The sequence below is a fragment of the Streptomyces sp. NPDC013457 genome (assembly GCF_043089925.1).
Classification (GTDB): Bacteria; Actinomycetota; Actinomycetes; order Streptomycetales; family Streptomycetaceae; genus Streptomyces.
Map to the genome: position 1 here is coordinate 205,224 of NZ_JBICBL010000012.1, position 22,841 is coordinate 228,064.

Consider the following 22,841-nt stretch of genomic DNA (forward strand, 5'->3'; position numbering starts at 1 on the left):
TCCCGGTGAGTGTGCTCACGCCGTTCACCAGCCCAGCTGCGAGTAGGCGCGGCCTTCGGCGATGCCGGCGATGGCCGTCCGGGTAAAGGGGACGAGCTGGTCCGGGAGCTCGTGCGGCGGCCACCACCGCCAGGTCACGCACTTGTCGGGCTCGCGGACCTCGGGGGTGCCCTTCCAGCGGCGGGCCCGGAAAACGAGCTGCATCAACGGCAGTCCGCCCGGGGTGTCCACGACGTGTACGACGTGCGCCAGCTCCACGTCCGCGGGGTCGATGACGAGACCCGCTTCTTCCCAAGCCTCGCGGATCAGGCACGCGGTGGCGGACTCCTGTTCGCACCGCCCGGCCAGGTAGTGCCAGGTGTCGCCGGCGTAGCGGGATTCGGGGTGGCGCAGGCCCAGCAGCACCTGGCCGGCGTCGTCCTCCAGGTGGAGGTGGACGCCGATGCCGTTCAGCACGGCCTGGCTGCCTCCGTCCCCATGGGGAGGCGCTACGGCCGGCTTGCCGTCCAGGGGGTTCTCGGCCGCGTGCTGGAGAACGAGGTCTCGGGTCGCAGGGCTCAGGCGCAGTCGGTCCAGCTGGTCGGGGGTGAACCAGCGCAGCAGCACGCCTTCGTGGAGTCGGAGCCGGTCGGGGGTGCCGCGCCAGCGGCCGGTGAACACCTGGATCGGGACGCTGAGGCCGTCGACGCTGGTGGCCGTCTCCACCGCGTACGGCTCCAGGTCCTCCAGGCGGAGGTCGGGGACTTTCTCGGACAGCTCACGCCGGAGGGTGCCCTCAAGGTTCTGATCGTCGTGAGTGCGGCCGCCGCCGAGAAGGGCGAACGCCCCTGACTGCCAGATGATGCCGGGCCTGTGGTCGCGTAGATGGAGCAGGTAGCGGCCGTGGCCGTCGTGGATCAGCGCGGACGCGTTCACCGGTTCCGGCTGCCCGTCCAGCCGCGCCTGGAGGAGTTTCGCGCGCAGCGTCGGCGAGGTGACCTCCGGCAGGGCGAGCCACGTGGCGCCGGACACCTCCTCGTCCTGCAGGCTGATCGTCGGCGGCTCGCGTCCGGCGAGGTAGAACACGTAGCGGAAGTCGTAGTGCTGGCGGGCCGGTTCGCCCTTGGACGGGTCGGCGTCGATGTCGTGGACGTCGATGTCGATCGGAGAGCCGAGCGTCTGCCGGGTCAGGCACAGGGCGCCCGGCGCGATGCTCGCCTCCTCAGACACCTCGCGCAGCGCCGCGGCGAGCAGTGTGCGGTCCTCGGGCTCGACGTGGCCGCCGGGGGTGAGCATGAGGCCACCGGTGGCCCGGTGCCGGATGTGCAGGACCCGGCTCTGGCGGTCGATGACGACGGCGCTGCAGGTGACGTGCCCGGGCAGTGTCGTGCGAGCGGTCATGTCGACGGGCCGGTCCAGGGCGGCGAGGAGCCCGGCCAGGGCGTCACGCTCGTCAGGGTGGCGGCCAAGGTACGCCTCGACGGTCTTACGGATCGCGGAGGAGCTGGGTGGCATGAGCGTCGTCTCGCCTTCGACGTAGGGGGCGGTGCTGAGGGCCGATCTTGTGGAGGTCGAGCTGGTGGGTCAGCTCGCCGTCTCGTCGTGGTCGGACGGCTGGATGCCGCGGGGACCGGGAAGCATGTCGGGCACTGGCGCGAGTCCGTACTGAGCGGCTTGGGCGGTGAACATGCCCTGGTACAGGCCGCCTTCGCGGGCCATCAGGTCCTCGTGGGTGCCGTCTTCGACGACGCGCCCCTGGTCGAGGACGTAGATGTGGTCGGCGTTCATGGTCGCGGCGAGCCGGTGGGTGACCAGCACGACCGCGTGCCCCTCCTCGGCCAGGGACCACAGCCCCTGGAACGAGGCGATCTCCGCGTGTGGATCGAGGGCGCTGGTGGGCTCGTCGACCAGCAGGAAAGGCGCCTTCCGGTACCGATTTCGAGCGTCCCCCAGCTTCTGCCACTGTCCGCCCGAGAGCTGGACACCGCGTTCGAAGCCCTTGAACACGATCGAGTCCCAGCCGTGCGGCAGACCCTCGATCAGGCCAAGCACACCCGCCTCCCTGGCGGCCTGGCGGACGCGGTCCATGTCCCGGGGACGGTCGCCGATCCCGATGGCCACGTTCGCGGCCGCCGTCATCTCCCAGCGCGGGAAGTCCTGCGCCAGCACCCCGACCGCGGCGAACACCTGGGCACGGTCCGCCTCGCGGAGCTCAACCGGCCGACCCGATCCGCCCTCCCACCACACGCTTCCTTCCGTCGGAAGGAACAACCCGGCCAGCACCTTCGTCAAGGTGGTCTTCCCCGAGCCGTTCGCACCCACCAGGGCCGTCACCTTCCCCCGGGGGACCCGCACGCTCACGCCCTTCAGGGCAGGGGAGTCGGCTCCCGGATAGGTGAACGACACCGCGTCCGTCCACACCTCCCGCACCGGCACGGGCAGCGGCGTTCCCGTGCTCGGAATGGCGTTCTCCCCCGCCACCTTGATGGCGTCCTCTGTGTCGGTGAGGAACAGCAGCTCCTCATACAGCCGGTTGACCTGCTGCACCAGCGACGTGAGACGCGCCGTCGAGGTACGGATGGCGATCACAGCGGTCCCGCCGACGGCGAGCGGCAGACCACCGCCGGCCAGCAGCCACCACAGGACCCCGTAGCAGGCGAGCGACGCCACACCGGCGAACGCACCGGCCACCAGGTCCGTGGATGCCTGGGCGCGGGCGAGGCGCCGCTGCTCAGCCTCCGTCTGCCTCGACATCTCCTCGTAGCTGGACAGCAGCTTGGTACCGGCGGCGTGTACGCGGATCTCTCCGGCGGCGTGCGGGCGGGTCAGATAGGCCAGCAGGGACGCGATCGCCCGCCGGTGGTCGACCCAGTTCAGGCGCGAGATGTAGTCACGGCGCGCGGAGCGGACCGCACCCCACCCCTTGGGCAGGGCGATCGCCAGCAGCATCGGCAGCAGGATCCAATGCAGCGACGCCAGCACGACCGCGGCCGCCGCCATGCCGATTACCACGTTGCCCACGCCGACCGACAGCCGGAGCATGCTGCGGGCGGAGTCGGTGCCGAACTTCCCCGCCTCCAGGATCCGCTGGACCTCCGGCCGCTCGGTCGCCTCCACCTCCACACCGATGACGGCCGTGTAGTACCGGGCGGAGACCGCCCGCTCCACCTGCGGCTCCAACCGTCCCGACATCGCCGTCGACCACGCCGACAGCAGCGCGGTCGCCACCGCCGCGACCGCGAGCACTGCCAGCGACGGCACAGCGTCTCGGAGCTTGTCCGCGGTCGGGCCGTCGGCGAACAGCTGCGTGAGAACGCTGTTGACCGCCACCAGCCCCCACCCGGCCGTCACGCCCTGCCCGAGCTGCGCCGCCACGACCCCGGCGAGCGCTCGCCGGTCCGTCTGCCAGCCGGTGCGCAGCACCATGCCCACCATGCGGGGGAGCGCGGCCGCCATGTGCCCGAACTTCAGCCGGGTGAGCGGGCCTTCATGCCGGACATAGGACTGGTCGTAACGCAGCCGACCGCCGTACAGCTCCCGCTCGGCATCGGAGATGCCGTCCGGGACTGGGGCCTTCGGCGGGTTCTTCGTCTCGTCGCTGGCTGGTTCGGCTTTCGTCAACGTGTTCCCCCTCGTGGACGTGATGGTGGTGTCGGCGTGTTCAACGACGCCGCCGCGATTTCGAACACATGCGCTTTCGGACGGGTTTCCTTTCCCGGGGTTGAGCGGTTCTCCGAAGCTGCACGGTGCACCGACCCTTGCCGCGCAAGAGCACCCGGTCGGGGCGGATTGGCCGAAACGCCGACTGTCGGGCGCCGCGGCCGTAGGCGGGTGACGGAAGCTCGCGATCGATGCCCTTTCAGTCGCCTTCGACTGTGATGTCGAGTACGGCCACCAGGGCCTGGGGCAGGGCGTGTTGTTGACCTGGGCTGATGCGGACCCTGGTGAGGTGGGTGATCCCGCGCACGGTGGAGAGGCCGTTGCCGCGCCGATCGGTGCTCCGGTAGCGGCCGGGGCCGAATGCGGTGCGGCGAAGCGTGGACTTGGAGAAGACGACGCCGGGGAGATCGCGGTAGCGGGTGGGTCCGCCGGCAGCGGGGGGCAAGACATCAGGCGGTGCCTGACTGCCGATGGCCGGCCTCGCTCGGTGGGCGGCGCTCGGTGGCACATCACGGCCAGGCAGGAGGTGACGGCGTTCTCCCAGGGCTCTCCGGGTGTCGTCTGGGCGACGAGGCCGGTGGCGTGGTCGGGGTCGCCGTGGAGGGCGGCGAGTACAGCGACCTGTCGGCCGTCCAGCATCCGCAGTCCGAGGCCGTGGTGTTTCTCGATGTGGGCCAGGGCCTCGGTCAGCGGCCGGCGGTGGTCAGGGTGCGGGTGCTGTCGGCCAGGATCACCCGCCACAGCCAGGCGGGTACTTCGTTGCGGTCGGTGTCGCGGGTGCTCAGCTCTGCGGGGATGCGGACGCCCTCGAACTGGGCGGGGGCGGCGTTGCTGACGGCGTCGAAGAGGGTGAGGAGGCGGTGGCGGCCGTCGTCGGTGTTGCCGGCGCGGATCTGGAGGCGGGCGAGGTTGACGACGGGTTCGAGGGCTCGGATCGCGGTCATGCCGGGGAGGGGGGTGGCGTGGAGGTAGGCGGCGGCGTGCTGGTGGCACCACTTGCGGGCGAGGTCGGGCAGGCCGAGGTCGGAGGCGAGGAGCGCGGCGTGGTTGTAGACCGCGGACGCCAGACCCTGGTCCGCCTTCGTCTGCGCTGTGGCGGAGAGCTCGACCAGGGCGCGGACGCGCTGTGGGAGTGGCAGGCAGGCGGCGGAAGCGGGAGATGAGGGGGAAGCGCCGGGCTATGGGGGCGTACGGCCCGTGGGGACTCCCGGGGAAGGGAAGGCGAGGGAAGGTGCGGGGCCCGCCGACTGGCAGCGGGCCCCGCACCGGGGGCTACTGCCAGGTGACGAGGACGCGGTTGAGCGGGGTGTCGAGGACGAACGTGCCGGGTCGCCGGCCGATGGGGGGCGCGTCGAGCGGCAGGAGCTCGAAGGCGGCTTCCCTGCCGCGGTACTCGCGGTCCCAGGTGCGGATGGCGTCGGCGACCTTGGCCACCAGTTCCTCGCTGCCGGGGCCGTGGCCGATGACGCCGAACTCCCAGAGCTTGCCTCCCTCGGGGGTCTTCTCGTCCAGCAGGCGCCGGGTGAGGTAGGTGAGCGCGCCCTTGTCCACGGCGGCCGTGGAGGAGGGGTAGGGGTCCTCGGTGAGCACGGTGCCCTTGACGGTCTGGGGGAACAGCATGCGGATCAGGCCGGAGGGCAGGGAGCAGGAGACGAAGAGCTCCATCCACTCCGGGCTTTCCATGGCGTGGACCTTCATCCCGGTCCACTGCTCGGTCCGCGGCTGCTCCAGGACGCCGGCGACGGCGTCGGCGTCGATCTGCTGTCCGGCGGGGGCCTGGAGGCGCACGGTGCTCTGCGCGGAGAGAGGGATGACGCGGCGGTCGTCGTCGGCGATGCCGCGCCGCAGCGGGATGAAGGTGTTCATCTGCGAGCCGGACGAGATCCAGCGGCCGTCGCGCTCCTGGTAGACGATGGAGCGCGAGACGCTGCCCTTGAGGCGCTGGGGGGTGACGATCCGGCCACCGGGGGCGAGCTGTTCGAGCCAGGCGTGCGGGACGCCGTGTGCGCCGACGGTGGCGATGATCCGGTCGTAGGGTGCTCCCTCGGCGTGGCCGAGGGCGCCGTCGCGGGTCAGGGCCTGGACGTTGGTGAAGCCGGTGCCGGCGAGGTGGGCGCGGGCGCCTTCGACGAGGTCGTCGTCGACGTCGATGGTGGTGACGTGTCCGTCGGGGCCGACGAGGTGGCCGATCAGGGCGGCGTTGTAGCCGGTGCCGGCGCCGATTTCGAGGATCCGCTCGCCCGGTTGGGCCTGGAGCTGGTCGAGCATGAGGGCGACGACGCTGGGCTGGGAGGCGCAGGAGATCGATGTGCCGTCGGTGTCGTACTTGATGTTCACCGGCGCGTTGGCGTAGGCGTCGGTGAGCGGCGCGTCGGGGACGAACCGGTGCCTCGGGACGGTGCGCAGGGCATCCTCGACGGCGGGGGTGCAGGCGTGGCCTTCGGCCTTGATCTGGTCGACCAGCGCGTTGCGCAGGCGTTCGGCGTCGGCGTCGGGCGTGGTGAGCGTGTCGGTGTTCACCGCGCTGACGCTATCGGCGGCCGGGGTGTTCGCCGCTGCGGACGCGGTGTTGTGGCTCGATCCCATGACTGCCTCTCGTGCGATGTGGAACAGGGTGTGCTGGTCTGCGGAGGGCAGGCCGGCCCGGTTGGCGTGGAAGATCACGTGGTGGGTGATGACGGCGCGCAGGCCGCGGGTCAGTTCGCCCTGCGCTGCGAGGTGGGCGAGGGCCGTGCCCGCCCTTTCGAAGGCGGCGATCCACTGCGCGTGGCCGTCCAGCGGTCCGCCGGCCCGGCACAGGCTGCGCGCATCGGTGGTCATCAGCTTCCGCATCGCCGGCAGCAGGATCGCGGACCGCTCGGGGGCTGGGGCGGCGGTGCCGGGGCGTAGGGCGGCGGCCTTGCTCTACACGTCGCCCTGCTCGAACCGGTCGAGTTTCGCGGCGCGCATCATGCTGCTCAGCAGCAGGACGGCCATCTCCGCCCGGTCCAGGAGGCCGGGGCTGGGCTGGTAGACGAGGAGGTGGCGGCTGTCCTCGTGGAAGACATCGTGCGGGACTTCACCGCCCCGCACGTGGGAGCGGTCAGGCGAAGAGCGGATCCAGCATCGCCTCCCCGGCCGGTACCCGCCAGGCCGGCAGCCGGATCGTCCGGGTCACCGGTGCCGACTTCGCTCCCCGGCCGCCGGACGGCAGCCCCATCAGCAGGTCACCGCGCGCGTGGGCGAGCCGCAGATGGCGGGCAGGATCCTGCCCGGGGAGGGGGCCCGTGTCGATGAGCACCGCCGTGTTCTCCCCGCCCACCGTGAACAGGAGGTCCACCATGTGCCCGCCGACCACCGCCGCGCGTTCCAGGTCCGTGATGCCACGGGCACCGAGGTACTCCTGGAGCCGGTCGGCGAGCTCCTCGCGGAGAGCCGGAGGCGCCGCGGGACCGGCGACCGTGTCCTGATCTGCGGAGCCCGCCCCGTGCAGCACCGTCGAGCGCTCCGCGAGCAGGGCCGGCAGCCCCGCCTGTGCCTGCCAGAAACGATGACTCCCCACCGTGATCAGCTGCGACTTCGCCCGGGTGACCGCGACGTTCCAGAGGTTGACCTGGCTCGCCACCCAGTGCGTCGTCTTCGGCGGGGTGTTCTCCGTCGCCACCGGGCTCAGGACCATGACGTCGCGTTGACCGCCCTGGAAGGCGTGCACCGTACCGACCCGTACCCGGTCGTCACCGGCCCAGAACCGGGCCAGCGCCTCCTTCTGCGCGCGGAAGGGGGTCACCACCCCGACCGTGGCGTCCCCGGGCAGCCGTGCCAGCAGCTCGTCCACCGTCCGCCGCACCTGGTCCGCCTCGGACTGGTTGCGCCAGGACCGCCCGCCGCTGCCGGCCGCCGACTCGCCGTACGGAACGTCCACCCAGCCGAGCACCGGAGCCGGATCGGCCGCCCCCGCCGGATCGGCCGCCCCCGCCGGATCGACCGGCGGGACCTGCCTGCGGACATCGGTGAGGACCTGCAACTGGCCCGCGTAGCAGTAGCCGTTGACCACGTCCGCGATCTGCGGATGGCACCGGTAGTGCTCGTCGAGCAGCAGCGCCGCCTCACCGTGCTGCGCCGCCGCGTGGTACGAGGCATGCACGTGGTAGGCCAGCCGGTGGTCCTCCAGCTGCGCGGCGGTCAGACCCGCCCGCACCCGTGCCTGCCGCTCCTGCTCCGGACTGATCCCGGGAATGTGCCCGAGCTGCATCGGGTCGCCGATGATCAGCGCCCGCTCCGCCCGGAACAGCAGCGGCAGCACCGACGGGATCGAGCACTGGCTCGCCTCGTCGATCACCACGAGGTCGAAGAGCTTCGGGGTGAGTTCGAGCTGGCGCACCGAGTGCGTGCTGATGCCCCACGCCTTCAGGTGCGCCATCAGATTGCGCTGGCTCTTCTGGAAACCCGAGCGCCGACGCAGCGCCTGAAGCCGCTGGTTCATCAGGGACCGGCCCCGCACCATGCCCTCGGCCGCCACGGCCTGTGCCAGCTCCGCCGAGGTTGCGGTGGACGCCGCGGCGCCCTCCAGCAGGGCCCGCTTCAGCGCCTCCTCGTCCCAGGCCAGATGTTCCGGTACGAGCTCCCGCAGGGCCCGCTCCACGGCCACGGTCTCCGCGAGGGCGAGCAGCAGGTCGGGTGGGGCAGGGCGCTCCGCGGCCCAGTCCGGCCACGAGGTCTCGGACCCGCCGCCGGACGAACCCACGAGGGCTGCGAGAGCCTGCCCTCGGCGCCACCTGCCGAAGGTCAGCCACCCGGCTCGGGCGGCCCTCCGGGCGCGCTCCTCCCAGCGGGCGAGCGCAGCCGGCTCCCGCGCTGCCCAGACGCCCTCCAGAAGGCGGACGGGCAGTGCGAGCCCGTCCGCCTGCCGGGCCCGCTCACGGACCAGCTCCAGCAGGCGCGCCTCCTCACCGATCCGTCCTGCCGCCTCGGACCGTAGCGTGGCCGTCTGCGCGTGGCGGGTGCGCAGTTCACCGGCGACGGTCCTGGCTCCCCGGGCCGGAGCCGCGACCGGCCCGGCCAGCAGTCCGGCCAGCTTCTCGGCCTCCCGTTCCCGGGCCTCCACGTTTCCGGTCCGCATGAGCAGGCCGGGCGAGATCTCGTCGCACCGCTCGGCCACGACATTGACGGCCTCGTTGTTCGTGGACGCGACGAGTACGGACTGCCCGGCGGCGACGGCGGTCGCGACGACGGCCGTCACCACCTCGCTCTTGCCGGTACCGGGCGGGCCGGTCGCGACGGTGAGCCGGTGAGTCATCGCGGAGGAGATCACCTGCTCCTGGCTCTCGTTGCACGGGCCGGGGGACACCACCGTCACGGTCGCCGTGCCACGACCTGTCCCCTCACCGGTGTCGCCGCCGCCGGTCAGGAGGGCGCCCAGCGCGGTACCCGCGATCTGGCCGGCGCGCGTGGACATCTGGAGCAGGTTGTCGACCAGGCCCTCGGTGGCAACCCGCTCCATGCCGCAAGGAGCGAGCAGGACCGCGGCGTTGTGGGCACCGGGCCGCAGCGAGTCCATCACCGACCGCTCGCTGAGCGACGAGAGGTCGAGGGGCTCCAGCTCCGGAACGCCGAGCTCGGTCAGGAGCTCCCGTACCGCCTTGACCATCTGAGTGCCGTTGCCCTCCTGCCAGCTGGGCTGCCAGCGGGCCAGCAGCTCGGCGCCCTCGTCGTCGGACAGCAGCTCGGTGATCACACCGGTGTGCAGGGACGGGACCCCGCTCGGACGCAGCCGGTCACGGCCGTTCTCGTCCGGGGTGAGCTCCATGGGCTGGATCAGCAGCGGCGCGATCCGCACGGCCGCCCGCCGACGGCCGTCCCCGCCGCGTTCGGGAAGGGTGATCGCGGGATACCCGTACCAGTACTCCTGGAGTCCGGCCCCGTCGGCCTGGGTACCCGTGCTCTTCGGCTTGGGCAACTGCCCGGGGGCGGGGAAGGAGTGCCCGAGCCCGGACTGGATCGTCTCAGGGCCCTGGCCCAGCAGGAAGTAGGCGGAGCCCCGGCCGCCATCGCGGTCGGGGAGCATGCCGGACGCCGCCTGGGCGCCGAGGCAGTGCGCGTAGTAGCGCAGCAGCCGCTGCGCGTCGATGCCTTCCCCGGCGTCCTGCGCGACCAGCTGCCGCGCCTTCAGCAGAGTGGGGGAGACCCCGGACCGAGCGGCGTCCTGGGCTGCGTCGCGCGGCGCGTCGGGCAGCCGGACCGGACGAGCGACCGAGCGGGCGAAAGGCAGCGAACGAGTCGCCCGGATCGTGGACTTGGTCGGCTGCTGGTCATCCGGAACACCCTTGATCACCATCTGCGCTGTCAGGTACTCGAACAGGTCGTCCGGGGTGATCCAGCCGCTCTCCTTGATCCGCCCGCTCCGCAATCCCTCCACGATCTCTCCGGTGAACCGCGAGGTACCGAGGGAGGACCCCTCCGGCGCCATCGCGGATGCGGCCTGGAGGGCGTCGGAGGCGGTGATGAAATACACGCCGGTCGGGTGCAGGAGCGTGCTGGGCGCCGGCCGGTCGCCGGGGTCCGCACCGCCCTTGGAGGTCCACCCTTGGACGACGGACCCGCTGGAGCAGCAGTCCAGCAGTACGAGCTTGGACGAGGCCCGGCATGACTGGAGCATCCGCTCCAGGAACTCGGCCGGCACCGCGGTGCCCGGCAGGTCGGCCGGGTCGGCGTCCCGGGTCAGGAAGTACAGCTGCCCGTCGGCCTCGCAGAACTGACCGTGCCCGCTGAAGTAGAGGAGGGCGGTCTCACTGGACTGCCGCTCCTCCAGGAACTGTTCGACGGCGTGCAGCATTTCGGCGCGGGTCGGCTCGGCGACCATGGCGCAGTCGTTGTACATGCCGATCTCGGTGCTCTCCAGCACCGCCCGCATGTAGTGGAGGTCGGCCCGGACGGGCGGCAGATCGGGGTAGTGGTCGTTGTCGTACGTGGATACGCCGACGAGCATGGCGTACCGGTCGTTGTCGCTCACTGTGCGCCCGGCCCCGCCTCGCGGCCGTCCTCGCGCCCGTCCTCGGCCGCACGGCCGGCGAGGAACCGGTCGATCAGCTCGCTGTCGGCCCGGGCCTCCTTGCCGGAGACACGGAGCGTCGCCCCGTCCGCCCGGGTGATGACGATGGTCCGCTGCGGTACGCGGGCCAGCCAGACCTGGACACCGGCGGCGACGAGCGAGCCGCCACCGAAGACCAGCCCGATCAGGTCGGTGACCGGGCCGCCCTTGAGGGAGGCGTCCTCGGGCTGGGGACGCGGGGTGTCGAGCGCGGCCCGCGGATCTGTCTCGGCGAGGGCGGCAAGCAGCTCACGCGCTTCGCGCCGGGCGCGCAGCGGGTCCTCGTCGACGATGGCGATGCGGTGGCCGACGGCTGCCGGATCGGTGGTACTCACGTTCTTCGTCCCCCCAGGTCTGCCCCGTGCAACGGATTCACGGACGGGCGAGCGTATCGAAGACCCCTGTCGGAGAACCCGCCACTTTCCTGAAATCCGCTGGTCATTGGCCTGAATCGGTCAACTCCGCCCGTGCGGTGGCGCCCCGACACGCGGCGCCACCGCTCACCCGCCAGAGCCGGGACGGCAGCTCCATGAGCGGTACTGGGGTTGGTCGTTCGTCGGCTTGGAGGCGCCCGCCGCGTCGTGAATCAGAAAGACGAACGGCTCCGAGCCGCGGTTACCCATGTGTGAGATCAGAGGGCGGACAGGTGCTCCTCGCCCCTTTCCGTGATCCTCATGGCGTTGTCGATCACCGATCGGTTGGCGAGGCCATCGCGCTGTAGTCCCTTGAAGTGCGCGGTGACGTCACGGGAGAGGATGGCGTCGCCGAGTTTGTCGGTGAGCCAGGTGACGTCGGCGGCCTTGAGTGCGGGAACCCCCAGATCCTTCGCGAGCTTGATGGCCCACAGGAGTCGGTCCCGCTTGAGGACAACCTGCTGGTAGGGCAGCATCCCGTCGATGGCCGCCGGGATGTGATCGACCTCGGAGAAGTCGTCGGGCACCGTCAGGGCGCGTGTTTTTCGTCGCGCGTTGCCACGCGTGGTGGTTGATGACGCTGGTGATTTCCGGGTGCGCCTGCCCCGGTGGCTCGCGTAGCCGTCTTCGAGAAGGTTCCGAAGGGAATCCGAGAGGTAGTACGCCCCCTTCTCCATGCCCTCGTGGATCCAACCTGCCCGTATTGCCTTGTCGAACTCCCGCGAGAAGTGGGTCGGGATGCGCTCGCGTGCCCGCTCGAAGAGCCTTCGAAGATCCTGGTGGCTGAACGTCTCGCGGTCCTCCACGACAGTCAGATAGGCGGCGAAGGCGGTGATCTTCTCCGGGATGGTCTTGGCACCGGACGCGTCGAGTGCCTGGCGGGGACTTTCCGGCAGCGACTCCCGCGCGGGCTCGCTGCGGGAAGGAAGCTCCCGGATGCTGCTCTCTCCTGCCACGGCGAGTTCGGGGATCGAACCGGGCGGCTCGGGTCCAGGAGTGGCAGGGGTGAGACCCATCGGGGTCTGGATGATGGCGATTACCTGCGCGCCCTGGGCCACATTGATGTCCTGCTCGAACGTGATGCGACCAGTGAGCGCTAGATGGACTTCATTGGGCATTTCGGTCATATTGAAAGGGTGTCTCGCGACTTGAATCTGGCACAGGCTCTCCCCGAGTCCTGCGACAGGGATCTTCTCGGGGGCAGGCTGTCGGCCTCTGCGCGTAGCCCGCTGTGCTCGGACAGGTGGCCGAGGCGCGAACATCCCGGTCCGACGGTCTACCCGACCGACGCCCTCGCCGAGGTCGCTGTCGCCCGTCAGCGGAACCCTGGTGCCCCTCTTCGTACGATGGAACGAAGAGGGGCACCAGTCGTGCAGGCGTACCGCCTCGCAGGGCTGTGCACGTCCTAGCCTGCGGAGATGGTCAGGCACATGTCGATGCGCCCCGCCCGAAGCCTCAGCCGGGTGCTCAAGGACTTCGGCGACACCCTCCTGGACATGTCCGCCGCCGCGGCCATCGCGCTGGGCGCCTGCTCCGTCATCAACATCAAGCCGGCCCGTGTCGGCGGCTACCTCGAAGCCTGCCGCATCCACGACATCGCCCGCGCCCACGGTGTCCCGGTCTGGTGCGGCGGCATGCCGGAGACCGGCATCGTCCGCGCCGCCAACCCCGCCCTCGCGGCGCTTCCCGGCTTCACCCTCCCCGGCGACACCTCGGGCGCCCACCGCTACTTCGCCACCGACATCACGGAGCCGTTCGTCCTCGCGGACGGACACCTCGACGTTCCGGTCGGCTCGGGCCTCGGCACGGAGCCGCTTCCCGACTGAAGGAGGTCACCGTCTCCACGAGTGGATCGCGCTCTAGCCCGCCGTGCTGCCCGCCGGCCCTGTCCTCGACCAGGCGAACAGCTCGCTCAGCATGCCGTCCGCGTCCTCCGGTGCGCGGACGGTGAGTTGGAGCGATGACGGGGTCAGGTGCAGGGTGAAGTCGAAGAAGGGGCAGCAGCTCTGTTCGGCTGTGGCCAGGGCGGCCATGCGGGCGGCGAGGTCCTCGTGGGGTGGGAAGGAGAGGCGTACGCCGTCTTCGGTCCGCTCCTGGTGGTGGGCCTTCGCGACGAGGTCTCGCCATCGCCCGGTGCGTTCGTCCAGGGCCGGGCCGTCCAGGGTGCACATGACGGGGGTGTGCCGCCATGCCTCGTGCTGCGGGGACTCCGGCGGGCCGGTCCGCGTGCAGCCGCAGTCCGGGCCGCACGCTCCCGCCGGGGCGGGGCCGGACAGGGTCGTCCGGGCGCCGGTCAGCCGGTCCGAGAAGGCGCGCAGGTCCGCGACCCGGTCGTCCGTGTCCCGGATCCGGCTCGTGACCAGGGGCAGCAGCCGTGCCCGTACGGATGCGCACACACCCTCCTCGCGTACGTCGAGGAGCTCGCGGATCTCGTAGAGGGCCAGGCCGAGGAGTTTCGCCGAGGTGATGAAGGCCAGCCGGTCCACGGCTTCGTCGTCGTACACCCGGTACCCGGACGCGGTCCGCTCCGCCGGCAGCAGACCGGCGGTCTCGTAGAAGCGCAGCGTGGTCGCCGGGACACCGGAGCGTGCGGCGAGCTGCGAGATGCGGTAGGTCGCCATGTCTTCGACGGTAGACCTTCGACCCGACTCGAAGGTCAAGCCCAGGGCCCGAGCCGGCGCCCGGGCCCCGCGGGTCAGCGGACCAGGACCGGCCTCGAGCGGGGGGTGGGGGTGGGCTCCTCGTGGAGGATCACGCGGAGCGTGTCCTTCAGGCGGCGGGAGGGCTCGATGCCCAGGTGGTCGGTGAGCTGGCGGCGGGCGCTGTGGTACGTCTCCAGCGCCTCGGCGCGGCGGCCGACGTGGTAGAGGGAGAGCATCAGCATCTCGGTGATCTTCTCGCGCCACGGGTGGACCACGCTGATCGCGCGGAGTTCCCCGATGGCCTCCTCCGTGCGGCCGCAGTGGAGCTTGAGTTCCAGGCGGGTCTCCTGGGCGGTGAGGTACTCCTCCTCCAGCTGGACGGCCATGCTGTGGCAGAGCGGGCTGTTGCCGACGTCCTGGAGGGGCTTGCCGCGCCAGAGGGCCAGGGCGGAGTCCAGGAGGTCGACGGCGCGTCCCGGGTCGGTGGCGGCGACGCGCCGGGCCTCCGTGGTGCGACACCGGAAGGTGTGCATGTCGACGGCGCTCGGATCGACCTTCAGGACGTAGCCGGCCGAGTGGGTGACCACGGGCGGGGTCTCGTCGGAGGAGTCGGACAGCCGGCCGAGCGTGCGGCGGAGGCGGGACACCTGGGCCTGGAGGGCGTTGTGGGCCGTGTGGGGCGGATCGTCGCCCCAGAGCTCGTTGTAGAGCTGCTCGTTGGTGAGGAGCCGTCCGTCCGCCAGGAGCAGGGAGGCGAGGAGGATGCGCTGCCGGTGACCGGCGACAGGGGTCAACTCGTTGTTCGTGACGATTCCGACCGGTCCGAGGATGGTGAATCTCATGGGGGAAGCCTCACACGGCCCCGGTTGCCGGTACTTGAGACGCGTCTGATGCCCCTCTGGGCTTTCGCTGGAGTCGAGATTCAGCCAAAGCGATCACGTTGCCGTTCACGGCCTATTGGTGACCGGATCACTACTGGAATTTGATCGTCCCTGCCAGCATCGAAGTGCTTACTGGTCGGGGGGGAGTTGGCTCAGTGGAGATCAAGTTGTTGGGTACGTTGACCGCTGATCTGGGCGGTACGACGTGGACACCGAGCGCCGCCAAGCACCGGCAGGTGCTGGCCCTGCTGGCACTGCGGGCAGGGCACACGGTGCCGATGTGGGAGCTGATCGACGAATTGTGGGGCGACAGCCCACCGCGCAGCGCCCAGGCGACGTTGCAGACGTACATGATGCAGTTGCGCCGCGCGATCACCGCCGCCGGCGTCAAGAGCGGGACGGAGTGCCGGGTCAAGGAGATCCTCGCGACCACGCACGGCGGATACGTCCTCAACATCCGTCCCGGGTACGTGGACGCGCTGGAGCACGAGAGCCTGGCCGCGGCCGGTCTGGCGGCGGCGCGCCGCGGCGACCACCCGCGCGCCTCCGAGCTCCTGAACCAGGCCATCTCGCTCTGGCGGGGCAACGCCCTCTCGGACGTCGCCCAGGGCCCGCCGCTCAAGGTCGAGACGCTGCGGCTCGAGGAGTCGTGCCTCAGCGTCCTGGAGACCTGCGTCGCCGTCGACCTGGCCTCGGGGCACACCGCCGAAGTCCTCAGCAGGCTCACGGAACTGACGGCCCGCTACCCGATGCACGAGCGGTTCCATCTTCAGCTGATGGTCACCCAGTATCAGGTCGGGCGGATCTGGCAGGCCCTGGAGACGTACCGGAGGCTGCACACCCGCCTCGTGACGGAGCTGGGGCTCGAACCGTCCGAGGCCGTCCGCGACGCGCATCAGCGCATGCTCCGCCGGGACCCCACCCTCACCCTCGACGTGGCCGGAAACGGGGGCGCCGTCGTACGGGGAGAGTCGCCCTTCGGCCAACTGCGCAGCGCCTGAACCTCCGACTCCGCCTCTCCCCGTCTTTGCACCCGCGTCCGTGCGTGTGATCGTGCACGCGATCGTGGACGCCGTGGCGGGCGCGTGCAGTCGGCACCCGGAGACGGACCGGTGGTGCCACCGGTCCGTTTCGCCGTTCCGTCGTCCCCTCCGCCGTACCGCGTCCGTCCGGGCTCCGCCGCCGGCGGGTCAGCGCACCGTCAGTGGCGTGTGACCGGCCTGGCCTAGCGTGCCGGGCGCGGCGGAAGCTCCCGTCGTACGGGGACCCAGGAGGTGGCGGATGCCCGCCGGTCGCATGCTCGCCCCGCACGGACCGTACGCCCGGCCCACCGCACGGGTGGCGGGGCCGGACGGGACGGCTCTGCTCCTCGTGGCCCACGGCAGCCGCGACCCCCGGCACGCGGCGACCCTGCGCACCCTCGCCGACGGTGTCCGGTCCCTCGCCGGCCTGCGGACCGGGATCGCGTTCCTCGAGTTCGACCGGCCGGGTGTCGCCGACGCGCTGGGCGCCGCCGTCGCCGCAGGCGCCGACCGGGTCGTCGTCGTTCCCCTCCTGCTCTCCCGCGCCTACCACGCCACGACGGACCTCCCCGCGGCCCTGGCCGGAGACCGGGGCGTGCCCGTGCACACCACCGACGTCCTGGGCGGATCGCCCCTGCTCGTCGCCGCGCTCGAACGGCGGCTCGCGGAAGCCGGGGCGGGGGCCCCCGGACGGGACTCGACCGGTGTCGTCGTCGCCGCGACCGGTTCGCGCGACGCCGGCGCCCGCGCGTCCGTCGCCGCCGTCGCGCGAGCGCTGCGGCGGGCCGGGCGGCGCGAGGTCCTTCCCGCGTACGTCACCGGTCCCGGCCGTCGCCCCGGCGAGGCCGTGCGGGAGCTGCGCGCCCGAGGGGCGCGGCGGGTGGCCGTCGCCCCGTACGTCCTCGCCCCCGGGCTCCTTCCCGACAGGATCGCCGCCGAGGCGGCGGAGGCCGGGGCGGACGTCCTGGCCGCGCCGCTTGGCGCCGCCCCGGAGCTCGTACGGCTCGTCGTCGAGCGGGGGGTGGGGGCGGTCGCCGGGTGAGGCGTACGCCTCCGAGGCCGTGCGCTCGTCCGTACCTTCACCGGCAGGCGGCACGCGTTCTCGCCCGGAAGAATGCGCCGCTTGTCGGCAGGCTTAAGGGGCCGGTCCCGCAGTTCCCCGTGGCGAGCCGAGGACACGCCGTGTCCCTAGTTATCGGGCGGAATTCATTCAGGTCTATTCCCATGGGTGGCGGGCAGGCGCGGCCGGAATTATTTACTTGTCGGACCCTCGGATGTCACCGAAGCCGTCATCGCATGTGACAGGGCGCGACCGAATTACCGGGACATGCCCGCGCCGACTGGTGCACGGCCTGTCCGGCGGGTGATTCAAAGTATGTGAGGGCGAGGTTAATTCTTCATGGAATTCCCTGCGCCCTTTCCCATCGTACGAAACCGCCCGGACGGCGCGCTGAGCGGCCTCTGACGCGCCGCTGACATCCGGAAAGAGCTTCGGACCAGGCTCGATGGGGTCGCCAAGGCTGTTTCCGCCGGTTCGACTGCGCACGGCAGGGTGCGGAACGTGGGTGCGCGGGGCGGAATCCCCGTGTCGTTCCTGGTCGGCCCGGCTGTCGCGGGCCGCTGTCGCCGCCGCGCCGGCCATGGCCGACGCACCGGAAATGGGAAGGCGTTTACCAAAGGGTGTGTTGCACAATCGGTGACGCTCTCCCTAGTCTTTCGAACTGCGAGCGGAGGCCTGACCGCTCATTGTTCTCTCACGTAGACCTGTGCACCCCGGAAGCCCAATTCAGCGGCGTCCGGGGTGGCAGGTGCGTGCAGGTTCTAGAAAGGAACAGGTAATGGTCAAGGTCACGGCCGGCGAGGTTCAGGAATGGCTTGTGCAGAAGATCGCGGACAGGTTGGGTGAAGACCCGTCGAGCATTTCTCCCGGACAGTATTTCGACGAGCTCGACCTCGACAGCACCGAGGCGCTCGTCATCGCCGGCGAGATGGAGAACTGGCTCGGGTTCGAGCTGGGCACGACGGCGCTCTGGTACCACCCGACCATCGAGGCCCTGTCGGCACACATCGCCGAGGAGAGTGCTCAGCGTGGCGCCGCGGCCTAGCAGAGCGGCCGCCGCACAGGTGCTGGTACGTCACCGGGCGACCCCGCCCGGTGGCCGTACCGTCTACGCCGTCCACCCCGGCGCCCTGCCGGTCGTGACCTGGGCCAACCTGGCCGGGGCACTGCCGCAGGACACGGGGTTCGTCGTGCTCGACGTCGGCGCGGTCCCCGCCTATCTGCAGGCGGCGATGGATCCCGGCGCGTCCGACCTGACCGTCGACCGCCTGATCGACATCCTGATCGACGCCTACCGCGCGGACCTCGCCGACGTCGAGCACCACGGGGCCGCCGATGGTCCGGCCGGGCCCGTCACCTTCGTCGGCTGGTCCTTCGGCGGAGTCCTGGCGCACGGGATGACGGAGCGTCTGAAGCCGGAGGAGAGGCCGGACGGCATCGTGCTGCTCGACAGCATCGCGCCGACGGAGACGTACACGTACGCGGAGGACGACTACGTCGACCCCGTGATCGTCCTGCGCTGGTTCGCGATGTTCCTCGGCGCCAAGCGCGGCAGGGAGGTCCCCTTCCAGGCCCCGCCCGTCTCCCCGGACTCCGCGTCCGCCGCGGTCCCGACCTCGACCGTCGGCGCCGACCACGTCGTCGCCGGCCTCGAGCGGCTGCTCCGGTCCGCCGTGACGTGCGGCGCGCTGCCCGAGGGGACGCCGGTGCAGAGCATCCGGAAGCTCTTCGACGCCTATATGGCGGGGCTCCTGCGCAACAACAGGCTGACCTCCACGTACCGTCCGCAGCCCGCCACCGTGCCCCTCACCCAGATCAAGGCCCAGCACAGCCTGATCCCCTCCGACCCGACCCTCGGTTGGGCCGAACTGGCCGATCGCACGGTGGAGGCGCACTCCGTGCCCGGCGACCACTACACCATGCTGATCCGCCCGGACGCCTCGCGGGCCATCGCCGGTCTGATCCCGGCCGCCCGGCCTCCACAGCTCGTCACGACCCGGAGGGACACCCAGTGAACGAATTCCAGGAACGCATGCTCGACCGCAGACTGGCCAGGGACCCCATCGCCATCGTCGGCCTGTCCGGGCTCTTCCCGAAGTCGCAGAACGTACGGGAGTTCTGGGCCAACGTCGTGGCCGCGGCCGACTGCACCACCGACGTGCCCGCCGGGCACTGGGACGTCGACGAGTTCTACGACCCCGACCCCTCGGTGCCCGACAAGACCTACGCCCGGCGCGGCGGCTTCATCCCCGACGTGCCCTTCAACCCCCTCGAGTTCGGCCTCCCGCCGAACACGCTCGAAGTGACCGACGTGCTCCAGCTGCTGAGCCTCACGGTCACCCGCGACCTCCTCAAGGACGCCGGCTCCGACCAGGGGTGGTACGACCCGAAGCGCACCGGCGTGGTCCTCGGCATCACGGGCGCCAACCAGCTGACCCAGCCCCTCACCGCCCGCCTCCAGAGCCCCGTGCTCAAGGAGGTGGTCAGGAGCTGCGGACTCTCCGAGCGTGACGCCGAGGAGATCGCCGCCAAGTTCCGTATGGCGTACGCCCCATGGGAGGAGAACTCCTTCCCCGGCATGCTCGGCAACGTCGTCGCCGGCCGGATCGCCAACCGGTTCGACCTCGGCGGCATCAACATGACGATCGACGCCGCCTGCGCCAGCTCGCTCGGCGCGGTCCGCACGGCCGTCAGCGAGCTCCTGGAGGGGCGCGCCGACACGATGCTGACCGGCGGCTGCGACGCCGAGAACACGATCTTCATGTACCTCTGCTTCAGCAAGACGCCCGCGCTCTCCAAGTCCGGGCGGATCCGCCCGTTCGACACCGAGGCCGACGGGACGCTGATCGGTGAGGGCATCGGCATGCTCGCGCTGCGCCGCCTCGCGGACGCCGAGCGCGACGGCAACCAGGTGTACGCGGTCATCCGCGGCCTCGGCACCTCCAGCGACGGACGCTTCAAGTCCATCTACGCCCCCCGCAAGGAGGGTCAGATGGAGGCGCTGCGCCGTGCCTACCAGGACGCCGACGCGGCCCCCGACAGCATCGAGCTGTTCGAGGCGCACGGCACCGGCACGGCGGTCGGCGACGCGACCGAGCTGAGCGCGCTCACCGAGGTGGTCGCCAAGGACGGGGGCGAGCGGGGCTACGCCGCCATCGGCAGCGTGAAGTCCCAGATCGGCCACACCAAGGCGGCGGCCGGAGCGGCCTCGATGATCAAGCTCGCCTTCGCGCTGCACCACAAGGTGCTGCCGCCCACCATCAACGTGGACCGGCCCAACGCGGCCTTCGGCACGGACAGCCCCTTCTACGTCAACACCAAGACGCGGCCGTGGATCCGCGACCCGAAGCGCCCGCAGCGGCGGGCGGCGCTCTCCGCGTTCGGCTTCGGCGGCACCAACTTCCACGCCGTGCTCCAGGAGCACGGCGACGGCGACGACCTGGAAGTACGCTTCCCGGTCGCCCGCGTCCACCTCTGGCACGCGGCCGGACCCGAGGCCCTCGCGGACGCCCTCGCGGCGAAGACCCCGCCCACCGGCGGACCGGTCCCCGCGACGCACGCCCGGGTGGCGTTCGTGGCCCGCGACGAGGCCGAGGCCGACGCGCTGCGCGAACTCGCCGTCGGCGAACTGCGCGCCCGCGCGGACCGCGACGCCTGGTCCCACCCCAAGGGGGTCCACTACCGGCGCTCCGCCGGCGAGACGGGCCGGGTGGCCGCGCTCTTCGCCGGACAGGGCAGCCAGTACGTCGACCCGGGGCTGAGCGCCGTACTCGCGCTGCCCCCGCTGCGTTCCTCCTTCGACCGCGCCAACCGGCACTTCCGTGAGGACACCCCGCTGTCCCGGGTGGCGTTCCCGCCGCCGCTCGTCGACGACGAGGGCCGGGCGGAGCAGGAGGCCGCGCTGCGCGCCACCGCCTACGCCCAGCCCGCGATCGGCGCGCTCTCCGCCGGACACTTCCGGTACCTCACCGAACTCGGCTTCGAGGCCGAGGGCTTCCTCGGCCACAGCTTCGGCGAACTGACCGCCCTGTACGCGGCCGGAGCGTACGACGAGGACACCCTGCACCAGCTGGCCCGCGCCCGCGGTCGGGCCATGTCGCCCGCCTCCGGGCAGGCGGCCGAGGACACCGGCGCGATGGCCGCCGTGTTCGCCCCCGAGGAGCGCGTCGCCGAACTCCTCGCGGACCGCGCGGACCTGCGGGTCTGCAACCGCAACGCACCCGACCAGATCGTGGTCGGCGGAGCCACCGCCGAGGTCGACCGCTTGGTCGAGGCCGCCGGCCTCGCCGGGGTGCGCGCCCGGCGGCTGCCGGTCTCCGCGGCCTTCCACACCCCCTTCGTCGCCCACGCCGTGGACGACTTCCGGGCCGTCGTCGACACCGTCGACATCGGTGTGCCGCGCGGGCGGGTCTACGCGAACAGCCCCGGCGCCGCCTACGGCACGGACGTCGCCGGCAACCGCCGGGTCCTCGCCGAACAGCTCCTCAACCCGGTGGAGTTCGCGATCCGCGTCGAGGAGATGTACGCCGACGGCTTCCGGGTCTTCGTCGAGTTCGGCCCGCAGTCCGTCCTCACGGGGCTCGTCGGGCGCATCCTGGGCGACCGGCCGCACACCGCGATCGCCCTCGACGGCGGACCCGGCAAGGACGCCGACCTCACCCTCAAGCAGTCCGTGGCCCGGCTCGCGGTGCTCGGCCTCCCGGTCGCCGTCACCGACCGGTACGCCGCCGCCGTCGAGGAGCCCGTCGTCACCAAGGGCATGTCGCTGATGCTCAACGGCATCAACTACGTGTCCCCGGAGCGCCGGGCCGCCTACCAGGACGCCCTGTCCAACGGCTACCGGGTGCCCGTGGCCGCCGCGGGCGCCGTGGCGACCGGGGCCGTCGCACCGAGCCCGTCCGCCGTCGCACCGAGCCCGTCCGCCGCGCCTCCCGTCGTACCGGCGGCGCGCCCGGCGGAGGCGGCGGTGGTACGTGCGGAACTCCCGGCCCCGAGCCTCCCGCAGGCCGCCCCGGTGCGGGCGACGGAGCAGCCCCTCCCCGAACCGGCCCGGGCCGCGCCGCCGGTCACCGGTACCGCGGCGGGGAACGCCCGTATCCCTTCGGATGCCCTGCCCCCTGCTCAGGAGAACGAGCACATGCCCAGTGATCGCTTCACGGAACTCCTCTCGGACCATCTCTCCCTCCACGACGAGTACCTCAACGGCCAGCTGCAGAGCGTCGAGCGCCTCACGCACATCCTGGAACGCGCTGCCGATCAGGGGCAGTTGGACCAGGTGCTGCCGGGTGTGAGCTCCGTCAAGGAGCACGGCCTCGCGATCGGGCGCACCCACGCGCACGCCAACGACGTCCTGCGGCAGCTGGCCCAGCTGGAGATGGGCGGCGCGGCCACCCCGGCCCCCGCACGTCCCGCCCCCGTGCCGTCCGTGCCCGCGCCGAGGCCCGTCGCGGAGGCGCCGGCCCTGCCGGAGCCGCCGGTCCTCCCGGCGCTGCCCCCGGGCTGGACCCCGCCCGTGCCGGTCGCCGCCCCGGCGCCGGAGGCCGCTCCCGCCCCGGCGCCCGCTCCGGCGCCCGCGCCCGAGCCTGCCCCGGCTGCCCTCGCGCCCGCCGCCGCCTCCGTTCCGGCTGTGTCCGCTGGTGTGGATGTGGAGACGGTGCGGTCGGTGTTGTTGGAGGTGGTGGCGCAGAAGACGGGTTATCCGGCGGAGATGCTGGAGCTCGACATGGGTGTGGAGTCGGATCTGGGGATTGATTCGATCAAGCGTGTCGAGATCATGGGGGTGATTCAGGAGCGGTTCGGTGTGGTGTCGTCGGCTGGTCCTGAGCAGCTTGCGGAGCTGCGGACTCTCGGTGACATCGTCGATTTCGTGGCGGGTTCGGCGGGTGCGTCTTCTGCGTCTGCTGTCGCTGCGGCCCCTGCTTCGGCTGCTGCTTCTGTTCCGGCTGTGTCTGCTGGTGTGGATGCGGGGACGGTGCGGTCGGTGTTGTTGGAGGTGGTGGCGCAGAAGACGGGTTATCCGGTGGAGATGCTGGAGCTCGACATGGGTGTGGAGTCGGATCTGGGGATTGATTCGATCAAGCGTGTCGAGATCATGGGGGTGATTCAGGAGCGGTTCGGT

Annotated in this window: 15 protein-coding genes and 2 pseudogenes; 7 read left to right on the forward strand and 10 right to left on the reverse strand. The window is 71.5% G+C overall.

From position 1 onward, the window contains the following. Positions 1 to 24: 24 nt before the first annotated feature. The 4 genes from ACF1G2_RS29590 to ACF1G2_RS29605 all read right to left on the reverse strand — a co-directional run bounded on the left by ACF1G2_RS29590 (position 25) and on the right by ACF1G2_RS29605 (position 4,583). On the reverse strand, positions 25 to 1,494 hold the full coding sequence (locus ACF1G2_RS29590) for an NUDIX domain-containing protein (protein ID WP_391801229.1): 1,470 nt from the start codon (positions 1,492 to 1,494) through the stop codon (positions 25 to 27). 69 nt (positions 1,495 to 1,563) lie between these two features. Continuing rightward, positions 1,564 to 3,498: an ATP-binding cassette domain-containing protein gene (locus tag ACF1G2_RS29595; RefSeq protein ID WP_391801267.1), complete on the reverse strand. Its 1,935-nt coding sequence runs from the start codon at positions 3,496 to 3,498 to the stop codon at positions 1,564 to 1,566. Between the two features lie 340 nt (positions 3,499 to 3,838). Then, positions 3,839 to 4,084, reverse strand: a complete 246-nt coding sequence (locus ACF1G2_RS29600) for a hypothetical protein (RefSeq protein ID WP_391801230.1) — start codon at positions 4,082 to 4,084, stop codon at positions 3,839 to 3,841. 241 nt (positions 4,085 to 4,325) lie between these two features. Further along, the gene (locus ACF1G2_RS29605) at positions 4,326 to 4,583 is read right to left on the reverse strand and encodes a hypothetical protein (RefSeq protein ID WP_391801231.1); all 258 of its coding nucleotides are present in this window, start codon (positions 4,581 to 4,583) and stop codon (positions 4,326 to 4,328) included. Positions 4,584 to 4,619: 36 nt separating this feature from the next. On the opposite strand from ACF1G2_RS29605, the gene ACF1G2_RS29610 reads away from it, so the two are divergent. Beyond that, complete coding sequence (locus ACF1G2_RS29610; RefSeq protein WP_391801232.1) at positions 4,620 to 4,802, forward strand: hypothetical protein; 183 nt, start codon at positions 4,620 to 4,622, stop codon at positions 4,800 to 4,802. Positions 4,803 to 4,911: 109 nt separating this feature from the next. Here ACF1G2_RS29610 and fxlM read toward each other — a convergent pair. From fxlM to ACF1G2_RS29630, 4 genes and pseudogenes are all read right to left on the reverse strand, one after another. Then, a pseudogene (gene fxlM / locus ACF1G2_RS29615) lies at positions 4,912 to 6,690 on the reverse strand (methyltransferase, FxLD system); the annotation flags it as partial. A 31-nt stretch (positions 6,691 to 6,721) separates the two neighbouring features. Beyond that, positions 6,722 to 10,627, reverse strand: a complete 3,906-nt coding sequence (locus tag ACF1G2_RS29620) for an AAA domain-containing protein (RefSeq protein ID WP_391801233.1) — start codon at positions 10,625 to 10,627, stop codon at positions 6,722 to 6,724. Continuing rightward, complete coding sequence (locus tag ACF1G2_RS29625; RefSeq protein ID WP_391801234.1) at positions 10,624 to 11,040, reverse strand: hypothetical protein; 417 nt, start codon at positions 11,038 to 11,040, stop codon at positions 10,624 to 10,626. The genes ACF1G2_RS29620 and ACF1G2_RS29625 overlap by 4 nt, the downstream gene beginning before the upstream one ends. 296 nt (positions 11,041 to 11,336) lie before the next feature. Next, a complete protein-coding gene (locus tag ACF1G2_RS29630) occupies positions 11,337 to 12,245 on the reverse strand; it encodes a hypothetical protein (RefSeq protein WP_391801235.1) in 909 nt (302 codons plus the stop codon). Between the two features lie 375 nt (positions 12,246 to 12,620). On the opposite strand from ACF1G2_RS29630, the pseudogene ACF1G2_RS29635 reads away from it, so the two are divergent. Beyond that, a pseudogene (locus tag ACF1G2_RS29635) lies at positions 12,621 to 12,944 on the forward strand (enolase C-terminal domain-like protein); the annotation flags it as partial. Between the two features lie 33 nt (positions 12,945 to 12,977). Here the strand turns inward: ACF1G2_RS29635 and ACF1G2_RS29640 are convergent. Next, positions 12,978 to 13,739 (reverse strand): MerR family transcriptional regulator, encoded by a 762-nt coding sequence (locus ACF1G2_RS29640; protein ID WP_391801236.1) that lies wholly within the window; start codon positions 13,737 to 13,739, stop codon positions 12,978 to 12,980. A gap of 74 nt (positions 13,740 to 13,813) precedes the next feature. After that, positions 13,814 to 14,602, reverse strand: a complete 789-nt coding sequence (locus tag ACF1G2_RS29645) for a BTAD domain-containing putative transcriptional regulator (RefSeq protein WP_391801237.1) — start codon at positions 14,600 to 14,602, stop codon at positions 13,814 to 13,816. Between the two features lie 218 nt (positions 14,603 to 14,820). Here ACF1G2_RS29645 and ACF1G2_RS29650 point away from each other — a divergent pair, with 218 nt between their 5' ends. The 5 genes from ACF1G2_RS29650 to ACF1G2_RS29670 all read left to right on the forward strand — a co-directional run. Continuing rightward, positions 14,821 to 15,642 (forward strand): BTAD domain-containing putative transcriptional regulator, encoded by an 822-nt coding sequence (locus ACF1G2_RS29650; protein ID WP_391801238.1) that lies wholly within the window; start codon positions 14,821 to 14,823, stop codon positions 15,640 to 15,642. Between the two features lie 280 nt (positions 15,643 to 15,922). Continuing rightward, a complete protein-coding gene (locus ACF1G2_RS29655; RefSeq protein WP_391801239.1) occupies positions 15,923 to 16,705 on the forward strand; it encodes a sirohydrochlorin chelatase in 783 nt (260 codons plus the stop codon). Between the two features lie 796 nt (positions 16,706 to 17,501). Then, complete coding sequence (locus ACF1G2_RS29660) at positions 17,502 to 17,768, forward strand: acyl carrier protein (protein ID WP_071369419.1); 267 nt, start codon at positions 17,502 to 17,504, stop codon at positions 17,766 to 17,768. Beyond that, entirely contained in the window at positions 17,752 to 18,738 is a 987-nt protein-coding gene (locus ACF1G2_RS29665) for a thioesterase domain-containing protein (RefSeq protein WP_391801240.1), read from the forward strand. The genes ACF1G2_RS29660 and ACF1G2_RS29665 overlap by 17 nt, the downstream gene beginning before the upstream one ends. After that, positions 18,735 to 22,841: beta-ketoacyl synthase N-terminal-like domain-containing protein (locus ACF1G2_RS29670; RefSeq protein ID WP_391801241.1), on the forward strand; the 4,107-nt coding region annotated here is incomplete at its 3' end. The genes ACF1G2_RS29665 and ACF1G2_RS29670, both read left to right, overlap by 4 nt.

Coding starts and splice junctions, on each gene's coding strand:
- ACF1G2_RS29590 (WP_391801229.1), bottom strand. CDS start 1,494: ATGCCACCCAGCTCCTCCGCGATCCGTAAGACCGTCGAGGCGTACCTT.
- ACF1G2_RS29605 (WP_391801231.1), bottom strand. CDS start 4,583: ATGACCGCGATCCGAGCCCTCGAACCCGTCGTCAACCTCGCCCGCCTC.
- ACF1G2_RS29630 (WP_391801235.1), bottom strand. CDS start 12,245: ATGACCGAAATGCCCAATGAAGTCCATCTAGCGCTCACTGGTCGCATC.
- ACF1G2_RS29640 (WP_391801236.1), bottom strand. CDS start 13,739: ATGGCGACCTACCGCATCTCGCAGCTCGCCGCACGCTCCGGTGTCCCG.
- ACF1G2_RS29645 (WP_391801237.1), bottom strand. CDS start 14,602: ATGAGATTCACCATCCTCGGACCGGTCGGAATCGTCACGAACAACGAG.
- ACF1G2_RS29655 (WP_391801239.1), top strand. CDS start 15,923: ATGCCCGCCGGTCGCATGCTCGCCCCGCACGGACCGTACGCCCGGCCC.
- ACF1G2_RS29660 (WP_071369419.1), top strand. CDS start 17,502: ATGGTCAAGGTCACGGCCGGCGAGGTTCAGGAATGGCTTGTGCAGAAG.